At 64.3% G+C, this 18,869-nt stretch carries 6 protein-coding genes; 2 read left to right on the top strand and 4 right to left on the bottom strand.

What is annotated here, in order from left to right; genetic code table 11:
- The first annotated feature begins 7 nt into the window (after positions 1-7).
- Both FXB40_RS36245 and FXB40_RS36240 read left to right on the top strand, forming a co-directional pair.
- Positions 8-1,153 (top strand): glycosyltransferase family protein, encoded by a 1,146-nt coding sequence (locus FXB40_RS36245; protein ID WP_148777069.1) that lies wholly within the window; start codon positions 8-10, stop codon positions 1,151-1,153.
- Positions 1,150-2,172, top strand: coding sequence for an NAD-dependent epimerase/dehydratase family protein (locus FXB40_RS36240; protein WP_148777068.1), 1,023 nt, complete (start codon positions 1,150-1,152; stop codon positions 2,170-2,172). The genes FXB40_RS36245 and FXB40_RS36240 overlap by 4 nt, the downstream gene beginning before the upstream one ends.
- A 195-nt stretch (positions 2,173-2,367) precedes the next feature.
- Here FXB40_RS36240 and FXB40_RS36235 read toward each other — a convergent pair whose 3' ends face one another.
- The 4 genes from FXB40_RS36235 to FXB40_RS36220 all read right to left on the bottom strand — a co-directional run bounded on the left by FXB40_RS36235 (position 2,368) and on the right by FXB40_RS36220 (position 18,869).
- Positions 2,368-3,354, bottom strand: a complete 987-nt coding sequence (locus FXB40_RS36235; RefSeq protein WP_187437389.1) for a glycosyltransferase family 2 protein — start codon at positions 3,352-3,354, stop codon at positions 2,368-2,370.
- A 40-nt stretch (positions 3,355-3,394) separates the two neighbouring features.
- Entirely contained in the window at positions 3,395-16,900 is a 13,506-nt protein-coding gene (locus tag FXB40_RS36230) for a filamentous hemagglutinin family protein (RefSeq protein ID WP_187437388.1), read from the bottom strand.
- Between the two features lie 368 nt (positions 16,901-17,268).
- A complete protein-coding gene (locus tag FXB40_RS36225) occupies positions 17,269-18,279 on the bottom strand; it encodes a peptidylprolyl isomerase (protein ID WP_148777065.1) in 1,011 nt (336 codons plus the stop codon).
- Positions 18,276-18,869, bottom strand: a complete 594-nt coding sequence (locus tag FXB40_RS36220) for a hypothetical protein (protein WP_148777064.1) — start codon at positions 18,867-18,869, stop codon at positions 18,276-18,278. Before FXB40_RS36220 ends, FXB40_RS36225 begins: the two co-directional genes overlap by 4 nt.

The following is an 18,869-nucleotide window of genomic DNA, read 5'->3' as shown; positions in this document are numbered from 1 at the left end:
TATCATCATGTCCGGTTCCCGTCTCGTCTACATCTGCGATTGGCTCCCGCCTGATTTCGGCGCGGTGGGACAATATTCCGTACTGTTCGCCCGTGAGCTCGCACGCGACCGCGGCCTTCACGTCACGCTGGTCGGGCTCACCTCGGGGCAAGCCGAAAGCTCGATCGAGCACTTCGAGCGCGGCGCGCTCGAGATCGTCAAGGTTCCGGTCCCCGCCTACGACAAGGCCAGGACCTCGGCGCGCATTCGCTGGACCATCACGACCAACACCAAGCTGATGCGGGCCGCGCTACCCTTCATTCGCAAGGCGGATACGGTCCTGTTCACCGGAAGCCCGCCGCTGTTCCTGCACTGGATCGCGCCGGCGAATTTGCTGCTGCGCAAGCGGCTGATCTATCGCATCACCGATTTCCATCCCGAATGCGCGATCGCTGAACGCGGCAGCCCCAGCCTGTTCCTGAAATTCGTCCTTACCCTCACTTTGTTCTGGCGCCGGCGGCTCCACACCTTCGAGGTGCTCGGACACGACCAGGCGATGCGGCTGAACGAGATCGGGGTGACCATGGAGCGCATCGTGCTGAAGCGCGATCCCTCCCCGATCGCGATCGGCCCCAACACGCCCCCGCTCGCCCGTCCGCCACAGGCTGAGGGCAAGTTTCTGCTGCTGTATTCCGGCAATTGGGGCATCGCGCACGACACGACGACATTCGTCGACGCCTACATCGCGCATTACAAAAACGGATCCGGAACGGTCCTGCTCTGGCTCAACGCCATCGGAAAGGGTGCGGCCACCGTCGCCGAAGCGTTCGACAAGGCCGGGGTCCCCTACATTCGCACGGATCTCGTGCCGCTCGATCAGCTCGCATCGCTGCTCCGGACGCCCGACGCGCATCTCATCACCTTGAAGAACGCATTCGTCGGCTACGTGCTGCCGTCCAAGGTCTATGCCTGCGTCGATTCCGATCTGCCGGTGATGTTCATCGGCCCGACGGCTTCCGACGTTCACCTACTCTGCGACGAGCGCAAGTCGAGCTCGTATTTCCACGTCGACGTCGGCGACAGCGACCGATGCGCGCGGTTACTCGAAGATTTCGCTGCGATCGAGAACGGATCGTCAGCAAAGAAACTACGTTTAGTCAGGAGCAGCGTATGAAGAAGGCATTGGTCTGCGGCGCAGGCGGATTCATCGGGTCCCATCTGGTCAAGCGCCTGAAGGCGGAAGGTTTCTGGGTCCGCGGCGTGGACCTCAAATATCCCCGCTTCAGCCCGACCCAGGCCGACGATTTCATCGTCGGCGATCTCCGGGATCTCGCGGTCTGCCACGAGGCCGTCGATACGCGCTTTGACGAGGTCTACCAGCTCGCCGCCGACATGGGCGGCGCGGGCTACATCTTCACCGGCGAGAACGACGCCTCGGTGATGCACAATTCGGCGCAGATCAACCTCAACATCCTCGAGGCCTGCCGCCGCCGCAACAGTTTTCGCATTTTCTACTCGTCGTCGGCCTGCATCTATCCGGAATACCGCCAGCTCGAGGCCGAGAACGCCGGCCTCGCCGAGAGCGATGCCTATCCGGCAGCCCCGGACAGCGAGTACGGCTGGGAGAAGCTGTTCAGCGAGCGCCTCTATGCCGCCTATGCACGCAATCACGGCTTCGAGGTCCGCGTCGCGCGCTATCACAACATCTTCGGGCCCGAAGGCGCCTGGAACGACGGCAAGGAAAAGGCGCCGGCGGCGATCTGCCGCAAAGTCGCTCAAGCCGGCAATCCCGGCGAGATCGAGATCTGGGGCGACGGCGAGCAGACCCGCTCGTTCCTCTATATCGACGAATGCCTGGAAGGCACCATCCGCTTCATGCGGTCGGACTGGGCGGGCCCGGTCAACATCGGCTCCGAGGAAATGGTCTCAATCAACCGCCTCGCGGCGATCGCAGCCGACATCGCCGGCAAGACGATCACCCCGCGGCACATCCCCGGCCCGCTCGGCGTGCGCGGCCGCAACTCGAACAACAAGCTGATCTTCGAGAAGCTGGCTTGGCGTCCGTCGCAGCCGCTCGCGAGCGGCCTCGCCAAGACCTACGCCTGGATCGACCTGCAGGTGCAGAAGACGCAGCGTCCCAAGGAAGCGCCGAAGCCCGCGATCCGCCAGCCGGAAATCGAGGCCGCCGAATAAGAGCCGTCAAACGGGTTGGTGTTGACTCGTGCCGCGTCCGGATGACGGACGCGGCACAGCTTTGACTCGCGATCACCTGTGCATGATGTGACCGTGCACGACTCCGCCGCACGTTGCGCGTGCCATCATCAGATTGTCGACGATTGATCGGCTTTCGCCGCTCGTAAGGGCAATTCCAGACGAACTTGTCCGCGGCTAGTGCGCGATGGCGCGCTCGCGGCTGCGCTCGATCTCTGGCACAACGGGCCGCGCCGGCTGTTGCACCAGCGCCGGAACTGCAACATTCGGATCGAACCCCGTCGCAAGCCTTACCGCCTCGCTCACCGGAATCCCCCGCCGCTTGGCCAGCGCCATGATCTCGTCCAGCTTGGCATCGACCAGGGTGCGGTACCAAAAACCCTGGAGGATGTGGAAATAGTAGCCTTGCTTGCCGTCGAGGAAGCCGAGCCGTGCGACGTAGCGGTAGAGGAAAAAGAACACTGGCCGCACGCCGCCGGGCAATTTTTCGTAGATCCGCTCCTTGACGAAGCGCTTGAGCTTGGCCTGCCAGGATGCGCTGTGGCGCTGGATGTCCATGTTCTCGCCGAGCAGGCCGCGCGAGGCGAGGATGTCGATCACCTCGCGTGAGGCATAGCGATTGTGCTTGCCGGTCCACCAGTCGAGCGAGTTGAGGTTCTCGTCGACGAGATCGATGGTGGATCGCACCACTTTACCGGTGACGATGATGTGCTCGTCCATCCAGCGCTGCTCGCAGGAGCCCTGCCCGGCGCGCCAGAGACGCAGCTGCCAGCTCGGCTCGATCGCGCCCCATTTGATGCGGCGGCCGAGAAACACGATCTGGCGGCGGACGACGACGCCACCGACGTCGTGCGGCTGCCGGTCGAGCAGATCGTGCAGGCCGGCCGCCGATTCCGGCGTGAGATATTCGTCGGCATCGATGCGCATCAGCCAGCCGGTCTTGCCGGCGCTGGCCGCGATCGCCTTGTTGGTCTGGGTCGCGTAGTTGATCCAGGGATTTTCGATCACCTCCGCGCCGAGGCCCGCCGCGATCTCCCTTGTGCGGTCCTTCGAGCCGGAATCGACGACGAGGATGCTTTTGCATTGGGCGCGGATGCTCTCGATGCAGCGCGCGATGTGCTTCTCCTCATCCAGCGTCAGGATGATGGCGTGGATGTCGGTCATCGTGGTCCCCCCGGCCCCTGTTGTATCGCGCAAGCCCGCCTTACGGCTGCTTGCGCTCCTGGTCGTCGGACTTGGTCCCCTGTCCGTTGCCGGAAGACGAGTTGTTGTCCTGACCGCCATTGTCGCCGCCGCCATAGCCCACCACCTCGACGATGAAGACGGAGGCGCGGTCGTTGTTGCCCGAAGCCGTCGGCGGCTCCGCTGATTTGGCGGCAGCGCCGGCCGTGTTCGAGGCCGCGCTGAGCGCGCCGATGTTCGGCGCCGTGACGGTCGGAACACCGGTCGTGGTGCCGCCGACCTGGATATTGCCGGCGTTGACCACCTGCACCGCCGCAATGACCAGATTGCCGGACACCCGGATGCCGGCCTCGCCGGCGTCGACGGTGCCGCGCGGCGCGAGCAGGAAGGCGTTGGACTTCTTCGCAACCTTCGAGCTCTGAACTACGGCGATGCCGGCGCCGCTGACGAGGCCGCCGAGATCGACGCTCTGATAGTCGTTGGAGTCGAACACCACCTGCAACGGCGGGAACGACAGCGTGGTCTGGGCACCGCGGCCGGCGTCGAGATCGCCATTCGAGCTCCACATCAGGATGTCGCCGCCCTGCTGGGTCATGACACGGCTCGAATTGACCAGCACGCTGCCGTCGGTGAACGTATTGATGTCGCCGACACCGAGCGTGAGGATGCCGAGATCATTCGGCTTGAGCAGATTGTTCGGCTCGAGCGCCAGCGAGCCGACGCGGATGGTGCCGCCCGGGCCGAAGATCGAGATGTCACCGCCGAGCTTGGTCTGGATCGTCGCATGCAGCAGGTCGAGATCGCCGGTGTGCTTCAGCGTGTTGGCGCCGTTGGTGCCGCCGCCGAGCGCGTTCTGGGTGTAGCCGAAGTCCGCCGGGAACATGATATTGACCGCCTCGTAGCCACGCTGGTAGCGGCCCGACGTGCCGGTCTGCGCCTGGCCGACAGCCTTGAGCTCGGCAAAGAACACCTGGTCGGCGAAGACGTGCTGGAGATCCTTCGGCAGAGACTGGAAGATGCTCCACGCGGCTGCGTCATCGACGTCGGCAGACGCGAGCTTGCCTATGCGGGTGAGGAAGGCCTTCAGCTCGCTGATGTAGTTATGCGCAACGGTCGAGGCGTTGTCGGGATTGATGTAGGTGTCGATCACACCGGGATGGAGGACCGGCTGCTTGGTGGCGGGATTCAAGGTCGAATAGCCGTCATAGTTGATGCCGTTGGCAACACCGAACATGGTGATGATGTCCGCGCCAGTGGTTGGCAGTTTCTCGTTGCGCTTCTTGGTGGTCGCGCTGAAGGCGCCGAGCAGCTGGGTGTCGTAGAGGCCGGACGAGCCCTGGCTGACATAGCGATTGCCGACCGGCCAGAGACTGGCGTTGCCGACCGAGGCGATGCCTTCCTGTCCTTGCGTGAAGCTGCTGCTGTCGCGCGTCACCGGCAGGAACGGCCCGAGGTCGCGACCAGCTTGTACGGAGAGGAAGCCTGGTCCGGCGATCTGCAGGCCGGGGCCACCGAGCGTCACGACTTGGCCGCTCAGATTGGCCGATACTCCCGTGTAATTGTACAAAATGTCACGACCTGCCTGAATCGTGGTGACATCGTCGGCAGCGACGTTCTGGGAGATGAGATTGAGGTTGAGGATGTCACGGCCAGCGTAGATCTGCGCCGGCCGATTCAGCTCCACCCTCGTATACGAAGTCGGAGCGGCAGAGACGATCTTCCCCGCCGGGCGGGTGACGTTGGTCGTCGTGGTTGCGATCGCCGAAATGTCGCCGGTGACTGCGTAGATGCGCGCCGGATTCGTATCATGGTCGTCTCGATGCGCGAGAATTGGAGAAGAGAACGCACCGGTCATACCGTTGTTGGGCTGGTATGGATCGAACGCAGCATCAAGCAGGGACTGTCCCGCTGAAATTGCGGGGGCCGTCGTATTGGTACCCGACATCACGAAGCCGCCCGTCAGATCGATGCTCCCCTGCGCCAGCAGCTCGAACTTGCCCCCTTCCGAGCCGGTCAACACGATGCCCGGCATTGCGGGAGTGAGCTGAGGATTGTTCGTCACGAGCCCATTGGTGGTGATGTCGCCTGCCGCCGCCACCGCCGTGAAGCTTGCGGGATAGGTCACCCCACTTTTCCACGCTGCCGAGGTAGTCAGGGCATATGTCTGGGGCATAGCAAGGTTCAGGTTTCCGGTGATCGCCGTCAGGCTTACTCCGCTATCCGGGCCGTATGTGTTCATCAGAATGAAGGCGGCAGCCTTCGAAGGATCAGGATTGGCCTGAGTACCATTTTGCTGGTGCAGCTCTGCGGGATTGACCACGCCTCCGATCGCCATCGACCCACCCGAAACCATGTTGATCTGGCCGGTGTCGACCGCGAGCAGGGTGTAGTTCGGCAACGTGATGGGAGCGCCATTCACCAACTTGCTGGTCGTAACCGTCCCGTTCTGATCGACCACACCATTGACCAAAATGCTGGCATGGCCAGATCCTTCGTAATAGGAGCCGCCGAGCAAATTGCGCCCGGCCCGTACCTGCATGTTGCCACTGTCGTAAAGATGCGTTTGGGGCGTGCTGATCGTGCCGCTGGTCAAGGACGCAAGGCCCCCGCTCACCCGCCCCGTAGTTGGCAACGACACAGACACGTCGATCAGGTCGCGTCCGGCGGTAACTGCCACATTGCCGCCTGCACTGATGATCCCATCGTGAAAGCTGCCGTACTGGATCCACCAGGCGGTTTGTGAGGCGATGCCTTGATCAGTCGGCGCGAACACGCCTGCCCCAACGAGTGCGGAGGTGGCGGACTGCCCGACCCCCGCATCAGCCATCAGCCATGGAGTGTAGTAGGCATTCCATAGCGTCGTTCTGGTGGTGCCAAAAATCGATTGAGTCGTCGTGACATCCCGGCGCCCCTTGATATCGCGCTGCGCGGTCACCGACACGTCGCCACCCTGGGTTGGGAATGCGGCAGCTGTGGGCGGACCGTACACGGTGGCAACGTTCACAACAGCAGTCGTGCTCTGCGGCCCGTACTTCAGCACCTGAGGTTCGAGGAAGCCGTCTGGATCCACGACCTTGCCGGACGCATCGTAAGGATTGGCATAGGGAGCCGTGTTTACACCTGCGGCATAGATGGTGCCCGGAGCGACTGTATCAGCGAGTGAGACGTCACGGGCGGCCTCAATTGTGATGTCGCCAGTGCCAGTGCGCACCATGGTCGCAAGATTGACCGTGAAGTTGGTGCTCTGAGCGTTGAACGTGCTGGTGACATGTCCGTTCAACACCACATCGCCGGCGTTCCTGCCGTTCACGCTGTCGAGCGATTGCATCGCGTTCGGGTTGGCGCTCGCCGTGTCGGCGTCGGCGGTCAGCCGATAGGTCCATGAACCCGGATTGGTGATCGTCGTGGTGACGTCGGATGCGGTGTCGGGGCCACAGTGGCTGACGCAGACGTTCAGCGAATGCGGAAACAGGTCCGCCCCAGAGAGATCCAGCGAGCTCGGGCTAACCCCATTTGCGGTCGGGTTGTACGGTGCGAATGGAAGGGTCTTGTAGCCGTTCAGTTGATAGGCGGCGGTAGCGCCGGACCCATCGATCGATCGGGAGTTGCCGCCTAGATACGCCGTGAGATCGCTCTGATAGCTGCTGTCCCGATAGTTCGCGAACTGGAAGAAGCCGTCGGAGATCGAGGCGTTGACGTTGATGTTGTTGACCGCGCGAAGCGTGAGCGCGCCGGCCTCTGCTGCGTAATAGGGGGAGGCCGCCGTTCCATAGTTGGCGAGATAGCGGTAGACGAAGTCGACGTAGCTGGTGGTGGGATCGAAATACTGGAACGTCTGCCCTGAGCTGCGCTGGCCCGTCTGCAGGTTCAACGCCGTACCGGCCGCGAGATTCCAGCTGCTGGCAATGGTGATGTTGCCGCCGTTGATCGTCGTCGACGGGTTCACCAGGTCGACGCCGGGCCGCAGATGCACCACCGACGTGCCGAGCTGATCGGCGAGCGGCTTGACCAGGCGGTCGACGGCCGCACCGAAACCGTAGCTCTTGAAGTCGGTGGCGGTCGCGTAAGTGAACGTGCCCTGCGTATATTGCTGCAGCGTGACGTTGGCGAAGGCGCCGGATCCTGTGGCGGTGGACGTGCCCATGTCGGCGTTGACAGCCCCGGCCTGCGTCGATCCGCTGCCGCCGCCGGAGAAGGTGGCTGTCGCCGCGCCGGCGTAGCCTGTGCCCGCATTGGTCACGTTGATGCCGACCACGGTCATCATACTGCTGGCGAAATCGCTCGCGCTCATGTGGCCGGTGAGCACGAGCTTGCCGTCGCGATAGAAGCTGATGGTGGCGGGCGCGCCGGTGAAGCCACTACCCGCATTGGTGATCGTGAAGGTCGGAACGCCGTTCGCGTCCGTCGTCACGGTGCCGGTCGCCGCAATGCCGCCATTGGGCGCGTCGATCACGACGGTGCCCGAGACGTTCGGGTCGAGATGGTACCAGCTGCTGCTCGTAGCGATGGAGATGCTCTTCAGCCCCATCACCGCGGTGCCCGCAGCCTGCCCCGCCGACGTAAACTGCGTGCTGGCGAAATCGCTGCTGGTCGTCTGATACGAGGCCAGCAGCACGCCATCCTTGTAAAAGCGGACGGTCGCGGGTGCGCCCGCAAAGCCGCTGCCCGGATTAGTGATCGACAGGGTGGGAACGCCGTTCGCATCCGTCGTCACGGTACCGGTCGCGGCCGTGCCGCCCGCGGGAGCTTCGATGACGAAAGTGCCCGAGGTGTTCGGATCGAGATGATACAGGCTGCTCGTCGGCGCGATCGTGATGCTCTTGAGCCCGGTCGTCGCGGTCGCGGGCGACGAGAAGATCACGTCCGGGACACCGCTATAGGAACCGCCGGTGCCGGGCGGCACGTAGACCGAATTGATCCTGAAGCTGGTCGTCGTCACCTGCCCGCCCGGATCGAGGATGCCGTTCCAGCCGAGCCCGGACGCATCGATGCCGCCCTGCCCGTTGGTGCTGAAGCTGACGAAGGATTCGATCGTCACGTCGCGGGCGCCGATGATCCTGGTCGAGATCGGCGCGATGTTGACATCGTTGTTGCCGTCGTTGGGCGCACGCAGCAGCACGGTGCCGCCGCTCAGGCCGCCCTTCGTACCGCCATGGACGTCGATGACCGATCCCTGGTTCAGATAGATGCCGCCGTTCGTGTTGGCGTTCCAGCTGATGCCGATCGTCACGTCGCCGCCGCGCTCGTCACTGTGCGCGGTCGACGCATCGATCAGACCGGTGGTGTCGAGCGTCACTTCGTTGGCGCCGTAAAGCCTGACTTGGCCGCCGGCCTGTCCGGTGCCGTCGGCAGTCTTGCCTGCATAGCCGCTGGCATCGAGCGTGCCGGCAATGATGACCCGGCCGAACGCCGCCGACAGATCGTCGCTGGTCCAGGTCGGATCGTCCGCCGTGAGCGTAATCGAATTGGCCTTGAGCGTGTGGCCCTGCGACAGGATCAAATTGCCGGTGCGGGTGTGGATGTCCATCGCACCGGTGAATCCGCCCACCAGCAACTTGTCCGCCAAGGGATCGAGCATCACCTGCTTTGTGAACGGCTGGCTCGAGTCGACCTGCAGACTGTTGGTGTCGATCAGGAAGCTGCCGCCGAGGCCGTCGCCGCCCTTGCCGTAGATGGTCCCGAACACGCTCGCACGGCCGGTCGTCGCGAGAATCTGGATCTGGCCGCCATAACCCGCGCCGCCGTCCGGCTGCGCCACGTCGATGACGCTGGCGTCGCGCGTCAGCACGTTGCCCGCATCGGCCTTCAGCACGACCTTGCCGCCGGGGAGATACGTCACGGTGTCGACCAGGGTCTTGGCGTAGCCCCGCGCCGACACATAGGCATTGTTGTCGAGCGTCACATCCCCGGTCGTCGCTTCCAGCGTGATCGAGCCGGCCTGCGCCTGGATGACGTTGCCCGTGTGCTGGTTGTTCTCAGCATCGACAAATCCGCCGAGGCTGACGCTGCCGCCGCGGATCATCAGGCTGCCGCCTGTATCGCCGCTATCGGCAGGCGCACTGGTTCTGGCGGAGGCATTGGCGACGTCGCCGATGTTGACGACGCCGGCGGTCGCAAGGACGAACGATCCGCCGCCCTTCGAAGTGTTGCCGCCGACCGACACCAGCGGCGTGACCATCTGGAGGCCGACCACGTCGCTGCCGGTCCCGAGCGTCAGCCCGCCCTGACCGCTGAACAGAACCTTGTCGCCGGCCGTGAGGTTCACTTGCGAGAATCCCGCGATCGTCTGCGTGCCGCCACCGAACACGATGTCGGCCGCAGCGATGCCGAGGGTCCCGGTCAGGCCGGCCCGTGCCGACGTACCGGTCGTGCCGCTGCTGTTGAGCAGGTTCACGGTGCCGCCGATCTCGATCCTTGTATTGCCGCCGATCCCGGTCACCGCGCGCGCGTCGAGCGTCAACGACTGCATCGTCGCCTGGATCAGATCCGAGCCGTGGAACGTAATGTCGCCGCTGATGGCAGCGAGAGTGAGATTCTTCACGCCGCCGAGTTGAGCCAGATTGGTCTGGCTCAGGGTCACGCTGTCGTTCGAGCTCGCGCCGATCCCGATGGTGCGGCCGACGATCTTGCCCTGGTTGGCGGTGATGGTGGCGGCCGGCACGTTGGGATTGCCGGCGACCGGCTTGTTGAGGATGATGTTGTTGGTGGTCGCGGTCGCCTGCATGAACAGACTGTTGGTCGTAATGTGCGCGCCCGCCTCGATCTCGACATGACCGACATTGCCGCCCGGCAAAGTGATCGCGGCCGGACCGCTGCTGCCGTCAGCGCTGCGCACCGGGTTGTTGCTGCTCGCCAGCGTCGTGAACTGGATCGTCAGCGGCGATCCGGAGGGTCCCGCGACCGAAACCGTCGAATCCTGAGACGCGACGAACAAGGCACCCAGGCCCGGAGTGGAGTAGCTGGACAACACGGCTGCGGACGACGGGCTGCCGTTGCTGTAGCCGGCGCCCGGAACGCTGACGGGCAGCTTGTTGATGTCTGCGCCGGTGATCACGGTGCCGGTGGAATCCAGCGTTCCTCCGAGAGCGGCCGCCACCTGCTGGGCGGTGGTGCTGCTCGGATTCGAGGCGACATAGAAATTGCGTCCCGCGCCGGAGTGAACGATCCCGCTGGTCGTGATCACGCTGCCGGTGGCGATCGAGATGGTGCCGGTGCCCTTCGGCGCATTGGCCGAGAATTGGGTCGTACCGTCGAGCCAATTGCCGCTGACATTGACCTGGAACGACGATGAGACAGTCTGTTGCGTCGTTCCCGGCTGGGTCACGAGCATGATTTCCGGAACCACCAGGCCATCCGGCGTATCGACCACGAGCTCGGACGCGGTCCCCGTAATCTGCGTGCCTTTCGACGTATCACTACGGAGTCCGCCGATCAGGACGCTTTCAAAGCTGGCGAGCTGGTCGCTTGCCACCACGACATAGCCGGCAGCCGCGTACGGCTGCTGATTCACACTGGAGCTCAGCACGGCCAGCTTGTCGCTGGAAATATCGAGCTCGCCGCCGCGTCCTCCTGCGGCAGGCGCGCTCAGCTCGGTCGCACCGAGAAGGAGCGTTTGCTGCGCAACGACAGCGATGCGGCCGGCATCGACCGGAAGCCGTGGGATCGCGACGCCGTCGTGGTTGGCCTTGTCGGTGAAATAGCTGTTGGCGGTGCTGAAGCTGTATTCGCTGTATTGACGCCAGACGCTGCTGCTCTGAATTGCGAACAGCTCGCTGCCCGACGAATAGGCGCCCGGCCGCGCCGATTGCGTGTAGTGGCCGGACACCAGCACGGTGCCGTCCGGCAACGTCGTGCCCGACGGGAGGTTGCGTCCGAGATTGTTGCCGTAGTCGACGACGCGCACCGCGCCCGGCAAAGTGGCGTAGTGGCCGGGATAGAGCGTGTACGTCCCGGCAGGAACGCCAGTGCTGCCGTCGAGATAGATCTGCTGTCCCGCCAGCGGATAAGCGTCGCCCGCCTTGACGGTCTGGCCGCCATCCAGGCTGCGCGACGTGGCGAAGTGGATGTCGTAGGCCGCGATCGGATCGTTGTAGCTCGGTACCAGCGCGTAGACGGTCTGGCCCGACGGCGTCGTCGCCAGCGTATCGCGGGAGCCGCCTTTGCCCTGGATCCATTCCATGGCCTGGAGATCGCCGCCACCGCGGGTATCGATGGTCGAGCCCTGCTTGACCGCGACGTTATTCCCGTTGAGCACAAGGCCCTTCGAGGGCAACACCGGCTCACCGGTGCTCGACGCCGCCTGCAACGGGTGAAGGCTTGCGTTGTAGTACCAATTGACGCCGTCGACCGTTTCACCATAGGGCACGACCGTGTCGGCGAGCGTGACCGACGTGAGACTGCCCGGCTCGAGCGTGACCGAACTGGTCTTGATCCCGCTCAACGTCCCGTCATCTCCGAGCGCGATCTTGCCGAGCGGCGCGAACAGATTTCCGCCCTGATCGATCGTCGTTGCAAAGACCGACAACGAACCGCCGGCCGACAGCGGCACAGCGCTGCCTCCGCCGGCGGTCGCCTGGAATGTGACACTTCCGGTCGTTTGAATGGTGAAGTCGACGGCCGACACGGGATAGATCCGCTGCGCATCGAGCAGCAGATTGGCGCCGGCGGCCTGAAGCTTGCCGGTGAATCTGGGCGCGTCCGCGCCGAGGCCGTCCGCGACCTTGGGCGTGCTCAGGCGGATGTCGCCGAGGCTCTTGAATTCGATGTCGTTGAAGCCGGCGAAATCCGCCCCCTCGATGTCGATCGTCTGCGCGATGATGTGGTCCGGACCACCCGCCTTGCCGCGCTCGAAGCCCAGATTGATCGAGCTGTTCGACGTGCTGGCACCGCCGCCGCCACCGGTGAGCGACATATAGGGTGCCGCGAGCGTGACGGTGCTGCCCGGCGTGGTCGAGGCGATCGTGCTGGCTGCGACGTAGAGCCGGGACAAACCGTCACCGGAGGTCCAATTCACTGAACCCGCGATCTTCAGGGCGCTGAGCGATGGTGCGGCGATGCCATAGGTATTTCCCGAGAGCCCCGTGAAAATGCGTCCCGCACCGTTCGGCGCGGTGCCGCTGTAGAGGAAGACGTTCTCGAACGCGTCCAGCTTGTCGACGGCGGCAAACAGCGTGGATGTCGCGTCGCCGGCCGGCCTGAGCTGGCCAACGAGCGAGCCCGAATTGGCTGCGATGTTGGCGAGCGTTGCCGCTCCGCCCGAAACAACGTTGGAGAGTGCGGCGGTGACGTTGGTCGAGTCCTGCTGCAGCAGCATCGCGCCGCCGCCGAGAACAATGGTGCCACCATTGGCGACGGGAGTCTTGCCGTCGGCGCCCAGCACCTGCGTTCCGTCGGCCAGGCGGCCGCCAAGGGCCTTGAACGTGCCGCCCCAGACAAAGCCAGCCGCGTCGATCTGCACGCTGCCCGCATCGCTCCAGGACTGCGACGGCGCTGACTTGCCCGCGGAGTCCAGGGCCTGGATCGTGGTGGCATAGCCGGACACGTCGACCACCGCGCCGGTCTCGGCGACCACAGAGCTGCCCGCCGGCACCAGGCCGCTGACATAGGTCCCCGCTTGGGCGGTGACCGCGACGGGGTTCGCCGCTTCGACGATGAAGGCACCGCCGCCGAGCACCGTGCCGCTGGTTTTCGCGCCGTTCGACGTTCCGTAGTTCGAATTCGCAACAAAGGTTCCCGACACGTCGATCTTGGCCTGCGAACCGAGCCAGGTCCTCTGCGCGTTCACCGTCACGGTGCCGGCGTGATCGATCACGCTGCCGCGGATCAGCACGGTTTGGGCTGCCCGCTCGCGCGTCGGCGTGGAGTCTGTAATCGCCGGGATGCCGCCGAAGCTCACTTTCGCCTGCGGATCGGTCACGATCGCAGCGCCGGTGTCGACCAAAATGTCGTCCGACTTGAGGGTGAGGTCAACCGATTTTCGCTGGTCGTCCGGGAGCATCGCAGTGGCCGCCGTGCTGGCGACCTTGTTGCCGGTCCCGAGCTTGCTGTAATCGGCGAGGCTCGACAGATTCTTCTGTTGCAAGGTCAGGTTCGTCCCGGCCGCGACGGTAATTGTCGCGCTGGTACCGGTCCAGCCATCAGGCGCGGACTGGATAAGATAGGAGCTGAAACCGCCATCAGTCAGCCGCGACGCCGCGAGCGTAGTCGCCGTCAGGCCCCCGCCGAGCGTGGACGTTACAATGCCGGAGTTCGCATCGGCATGTGCGGTGCTGTCGATTGTAATCGTCTTGGCGGCACCGAGCGTCAATGTTCCGTTGGTCTGGAAGCCATACGCGCGCAGAGTTCCGTCAAGTTGAAGCTGGGCCACATTGCCTTTCGTCGGCTGCTCAGGCGAGCCACTCTGTTGCACAACATAATCGTAGCCCTGATAGAGCTGCAACGAGATGCTGCCGCCGCGCCCGGCCATCACGCCCGTCGAGACGGTCTTGGCAAAGCCGGTCGAGGAAATATATCCGCCACTCGATGCATCGAGCGTCGATCCCTGCGCAAGCAGGATACTGCCGGTCGTATCCGTGCCTGAGTTGCTGCTCTTGTTGGTCGCGATCGAAATGGAGCCGCCGTCAGTATAGGCCGGGCCTCCCGCATCCAATCCGCTCCGTCGGGTGTCATTGACCCAACGGCCACTGACGTCCAGGACCCCCGAAACGAAGATGTCGGATTTTCCTGACGCGGTCGTTGCTGGCGCGAACCATGTACCGCCAAAGTTCTTCTGCGCCGCATATGCATCCGTCAGCAGATTGATCTGTCCGCCCGCCGCCGAGATCTTACCTGCGATGCTGACGGCGGTTCCCGCCGTGGCAGAGAACTTGCCGCCTGCAGCCAGCGCGAGGTCCGGCGTGCTCGACGCATCCGCAACGCCGCCGTTACCGGAATCGTGAGTCACCAACAGGTCGTTGGCATTGACGTTAAGCAGGCTCAACCCGTAGCCCGACAGTATAGATGCCGAGAGCACGGTTTGATACTGACTAGTCGTCGTGAAGTCGGGGCCTTGGATCGCAGTTGCGAACTGCGGAGGATTAGACGCTCCCGGAATGGCCGCGATCTGGCCGGTCGTCGCCAGCGAACCAGTTGGCAGATCGGCACTCGTGCCGATCACCACGCTGCCCGGCGTGGTCAAAGAGAAATAGCCCTGCGACGGCATCTCGTCGCCCTTGGCCTGGGTGTTGGTCACGCCGCCGGTCACCGACGGTTTCAGACCGAACGCAATCTGCCGCTCGCCGGCGACCGAGCCGAAATACATCTGCCCCGCGAGTTGCGGGATGACGGTGGTGATCGTAACACCGCCGGCGTCGTGCCCTTCGGTGTAGCCGGGCACCTGAATCTGTGTTGCGGTGGACCAGGTCTCGGTCACGCCCCAACGGGAATGGTTGACGGTGAACCGGCCTGCGATGCCGAGGTAGACCCGGTTGGGATCGGCATTCTCCATGCTGTACATGCGGCCGTCGGCGCCGAGCAGCTTGGTAGTCGACACCGTGCCCGGCAGGAACGTGACGTTGCCGCCGGCGACATTGATCACCGAACCTGCCTGCGTGATCACGCTGCGACCCGGGGTGCTGACGTCGGTCCCCAACAGGTCCGTTTGCAGGCTGACGGACCCGCCGGTGGTCATCAACTGCTGGAGGCTGCGGCCATAGCCGAGGATGGTGCCGCTGGCATCGGCGACCGGAGTGCCGACCCAGGTCGTGCCGTCGCTGCGGGTGCCGGAGGCACGGATGTCGATGTAGAGCGTCTGGCCGTACAGCGCGCCATTGCGCTGCAGCGGCATGTCCGCGAATTCATTTCCGCGCGGCACGAACGGAATGAAATTATAGCTGGCCGGAAGCTCGACGTTCTGCAGGCCCGCCACATCAATGGTCGCGCCCGGTTCAAGCAACACGCGCTGCGAGCCAGGCAGGCTGGAACCGAGCGAGCCCTGCTGGCTGCCCGAGGCAAAAAACACGTGCTGGGCGGAGTTGTTGTAAAGGGCCTGAGCATTCACGTTCGGCCCCAGGTCGACGGCTCGCATCACCACGCTGGCCGACGGCGCCGAGACGAGACCGCTCGAACTAACTGTAACAGAGCCCTGGGCCGACAGCTCGACATAGGCCGGCGTGAAACTCTGCACATTGCTGCCCGCGCTCCCGCCTTGCGGCAGGCTGGTGGTCAATGGATCGTCGTACGGAATCGAGCTGATCGTGCCTTCGAGATCGACACTGGTTGCGGCCCGCAGCAGCACCATGCTGTTGCGGGTGATACCGGTGTCCGCCGAGATGACGCCGCCCTGTCCGATCGTGATCCGGTCGCCGTTCATCTGGGTGATGCCGCGCGGCGTATTGATCACACCGTCGTTGGTGATGATGCCCGTTCCCGGCGCGGTGCTTCCGAGCGGGGTGCCGCCGGTCCCGTCGCCGGGGTCCTGGGTATACTGACTGGCAAATTGGGTGATGGAAAAATCGGTGCCACGGTAGGTGACGCCGCTGGGGAGCACGTTGGACGGCAGTTTCCAGTAGCCGCCGGAGACCAGGTCGATGGTCCGCGCTGCGACCAGCGCAACCTCGCCGGCAGGCGCCGTCAGCGTACCGGCGTTTGAGACGTTGCGACCGAACAAATAGACGAAACCGGGGGAATCGAGGTCGACCGTACTCGCGGTGATCGAGGCGCCGGCATTGACCTTGACATCGCCCCAACTGTTGTTCTCCGCCGCATAGCCACCGTCATTCGGCGTGCCCGCCAGTTGCGGCGGGCGTGTCGTCGCGACGGAGAAGGCGTTGGTACCGTTGATTCCGGTGCCAAGAAAGAACTGGTCGCGCGCGCTCTGCGTCAAACCCAGCGCACCGACGTCGAGGCTGGAAGCCACTAGCGCGTGAACATTGACCTGCGCGCCGGCGCCGAAAATGATGCCGTTACGATTGATGACATAGACGCCGCCGAGCGCGCTCATCTGCCCGAGAATCTGCGTCGGGGACCCGGTCGGGTCGGTCACGCGATTGAGCACGGTCCAGTCCGCCGACTGCTGCTCGAACTTCACCGACGTATTGCGGCCGATATTGAAGGTCTCCCAGTTCAGGATCGCCTTCGACTGCGTCTGGGTGATGTCGACCGTATACTGGCCGTTCTTGACGGTCTGGGTGAAGGTCGTGTTGGCGTTCTGCCAGGAGGTCGGGGTATTGAGCTGAAGCGACGAACAGGAATCGCCGCAAGCATTCTGGCCGGTGACGTCCTTCACGCCGCCAAGCGGCATCAGACCGTTGGTGACGACCCCGTTGACCGTCGACTTGACCGCTTGTGCGGCTGCAGCCGCGGCATCCTGCTGGGCCTGACGCGCAGCAGCCAATGCGGCTGCAGCACGCGCGAGAGAGGTTTGCGCCTGCGCTCCCGCGGCAGTGGCTTGCATTGCCGCCATGCCGGCAGCGAGCTGGGCCGCAGTCGCAGGAGCAACCGACGAACCGGTCGCAACGAGTTCGCGTGCCTGCGTCTGGTGGCTAGCCATCCAAGGCAGGATCGCCGTAGAGGTCAGCAGCGCGGCCCGAATGCGGCGCCAGCGAAGCGAAAAGGCAGACGGGCTCATATCAGTATTCACGCGGCACACTCCAGCGGGAACGGGCGTTGCTTAGGGCGGCCGACGAACCGCACCGGCCGGTTCAGGCCGCCGCTGAGAGCACGCAACGTGCCTCCGGGTATCACATAATGTGTTACATATATGTGATATTTAACTAACGGTTAACGATATTAACCGTCGTAACCGACGCATTGGGCTGCATATTCTGGTTCCTGCTGGCGACGGTCCTGCAGAACCAAAAAACGCGGCTGGGCTGCACCTTCGCGCAACCCGGCCTGATTATTCGGACGGAACCTCGCCTAGCGCGACGGTGCCGCTTCAGGCTTCGCCTCGAGCAGCTTGGAGAGCGCGATCTCGTTCACGACCGGCGGCGATTGCTTGAGGAGTTCCGCGACATAGGCGCGACGATTGGCCTCGATGCGCTCGGCCCTCATGCGCTGAACCAGGGCGTCTCTGACCTCCGCAAGTGGCCGTGAGTGCGCCGCCTCGGTGTCCAGCAGCTTGAGCACGTGCCATCCATCCTCGAGCCGGATCGGATCGGTGACGCCTGCTTTCGGCAATCCGGTGACCTGGCCACGGATTTCGGTCCGAAGATCCGGCTCGGTCACCCAGCCGATCTCGCCCTCCTTCTCGGCCGACGCCGTATCCTCGGACGAGCTGCGGGCGATCGCGGCAAAATCCGCGCCCGCCTGTTTGAGCTTTCTGACGACGTCATCAAGCTTCTTGCGCGCCGTGTCTTCGGTGGCCTTGTCCGCGTCCTTCGCCACCGAGACCAAGATCTGGGCGAGGCGAAAGCGGCGGGGCACCAGCAGAGCGCCGGCGTTTGCGTCGTAGACGCTCTTGATCTCGGCTTCGCTCGGAAAGCTGTCGGGTGGCGCGGTCACGGATTGCAGATAGGTTTCGACGATCAGGCTTTCCCGCGCACGCGCAAGCTGGGCGACGACGGCGGGCTGCTGCTCCCATTTCTTGGCCGACGCCTCCCTGAGCACGAGGCGATTGGCGAGGATCGCCCGCACGGTTTGGCTGAGCAGCGCCGGATCGTGCGCCATCGCGGCCTGCTGACGCGCATCCAGAAGCTGGAGCGTCGCACGCACCTCCTCGGCGGTCACATCGCTATCTCCGACGCGCGCAATCACCTCTCCGCTCTTCACGGCCGACGCATCCTCGGCAGCCGGCGGACGAGCGGGAGCAGTCGCGGCGGGCGCCGGACGTGTCGGCTGCGGCGGATTGCGGGTCTGGGCCAAGGCCGCGGACGCCATAGCCAGCAGCGCGCCGGCGAGCATGACGGTCCTGAGGGCGTGATGGGTCATGGCTTGGCCTTCTGTTCAAGGATCTTGTCGCGGTAGTCCTGGGCCGCGTTCTGGTGCTCGACCCGCTTCAATCCAAACACCGGATCGTGGTCGAGAACCTTCTCGAACGGGTCCATCGCCTCGTATTTGGTCACGACCTCGTTGGCCGTCCTCGCGAGCTGAATATTCTTGGCCTCGCAGGCCTTGGTGCTCGCCTTGAACGCGGTCGCTTCGGCCTCGAACTTGGCGCGCTCGGCATCCTTGGCCCGCGCGACCCCGGCCGCCTCGCCATAGGCGACCTTCCACTTCTCGAGTGAATCGTCGCGCTCGGTGAGACGCTCGTTGAAGTCCTTCACGGCCTGGCGATAGGCCTGCTCCGCCTCCTTGACCTGGGCGCGGAACGCTTCGTTCTGCTTGCGGAGACGCTCACGTTCCTGCTCGGCCGCCGTCAGCTTGGCCTGGAGCGCGGCGCGCTGATCTTCCGCTGCCCTCGCCTGCGCGGTCGCCGATCGCAACGCCTCGCGCAAGCGGTCGCCTTCCTGGTCGGCGTGAGCAATCGCGGGAATCGTCAACGCCAATGCGACAATGGAGGAGAGACGCAGGAGCCGCAT

It is taken from the genome of Bradyrhizobium rifense, from assembly GCF_008123425.1.
GTDB classification, from domain to species: Bacteria; Pseudomonadota; Alphaproteobacteria; order Rhizobiales; family Xanthobacteraceae; genus Bradyrhizobium; species Bradyrhizobium rifense.
The sequence above is the reverse complement of the archived record's forward strand: the minus strand, read 5'-3'. Positions and strand labels throughout refer to the sequence as shown.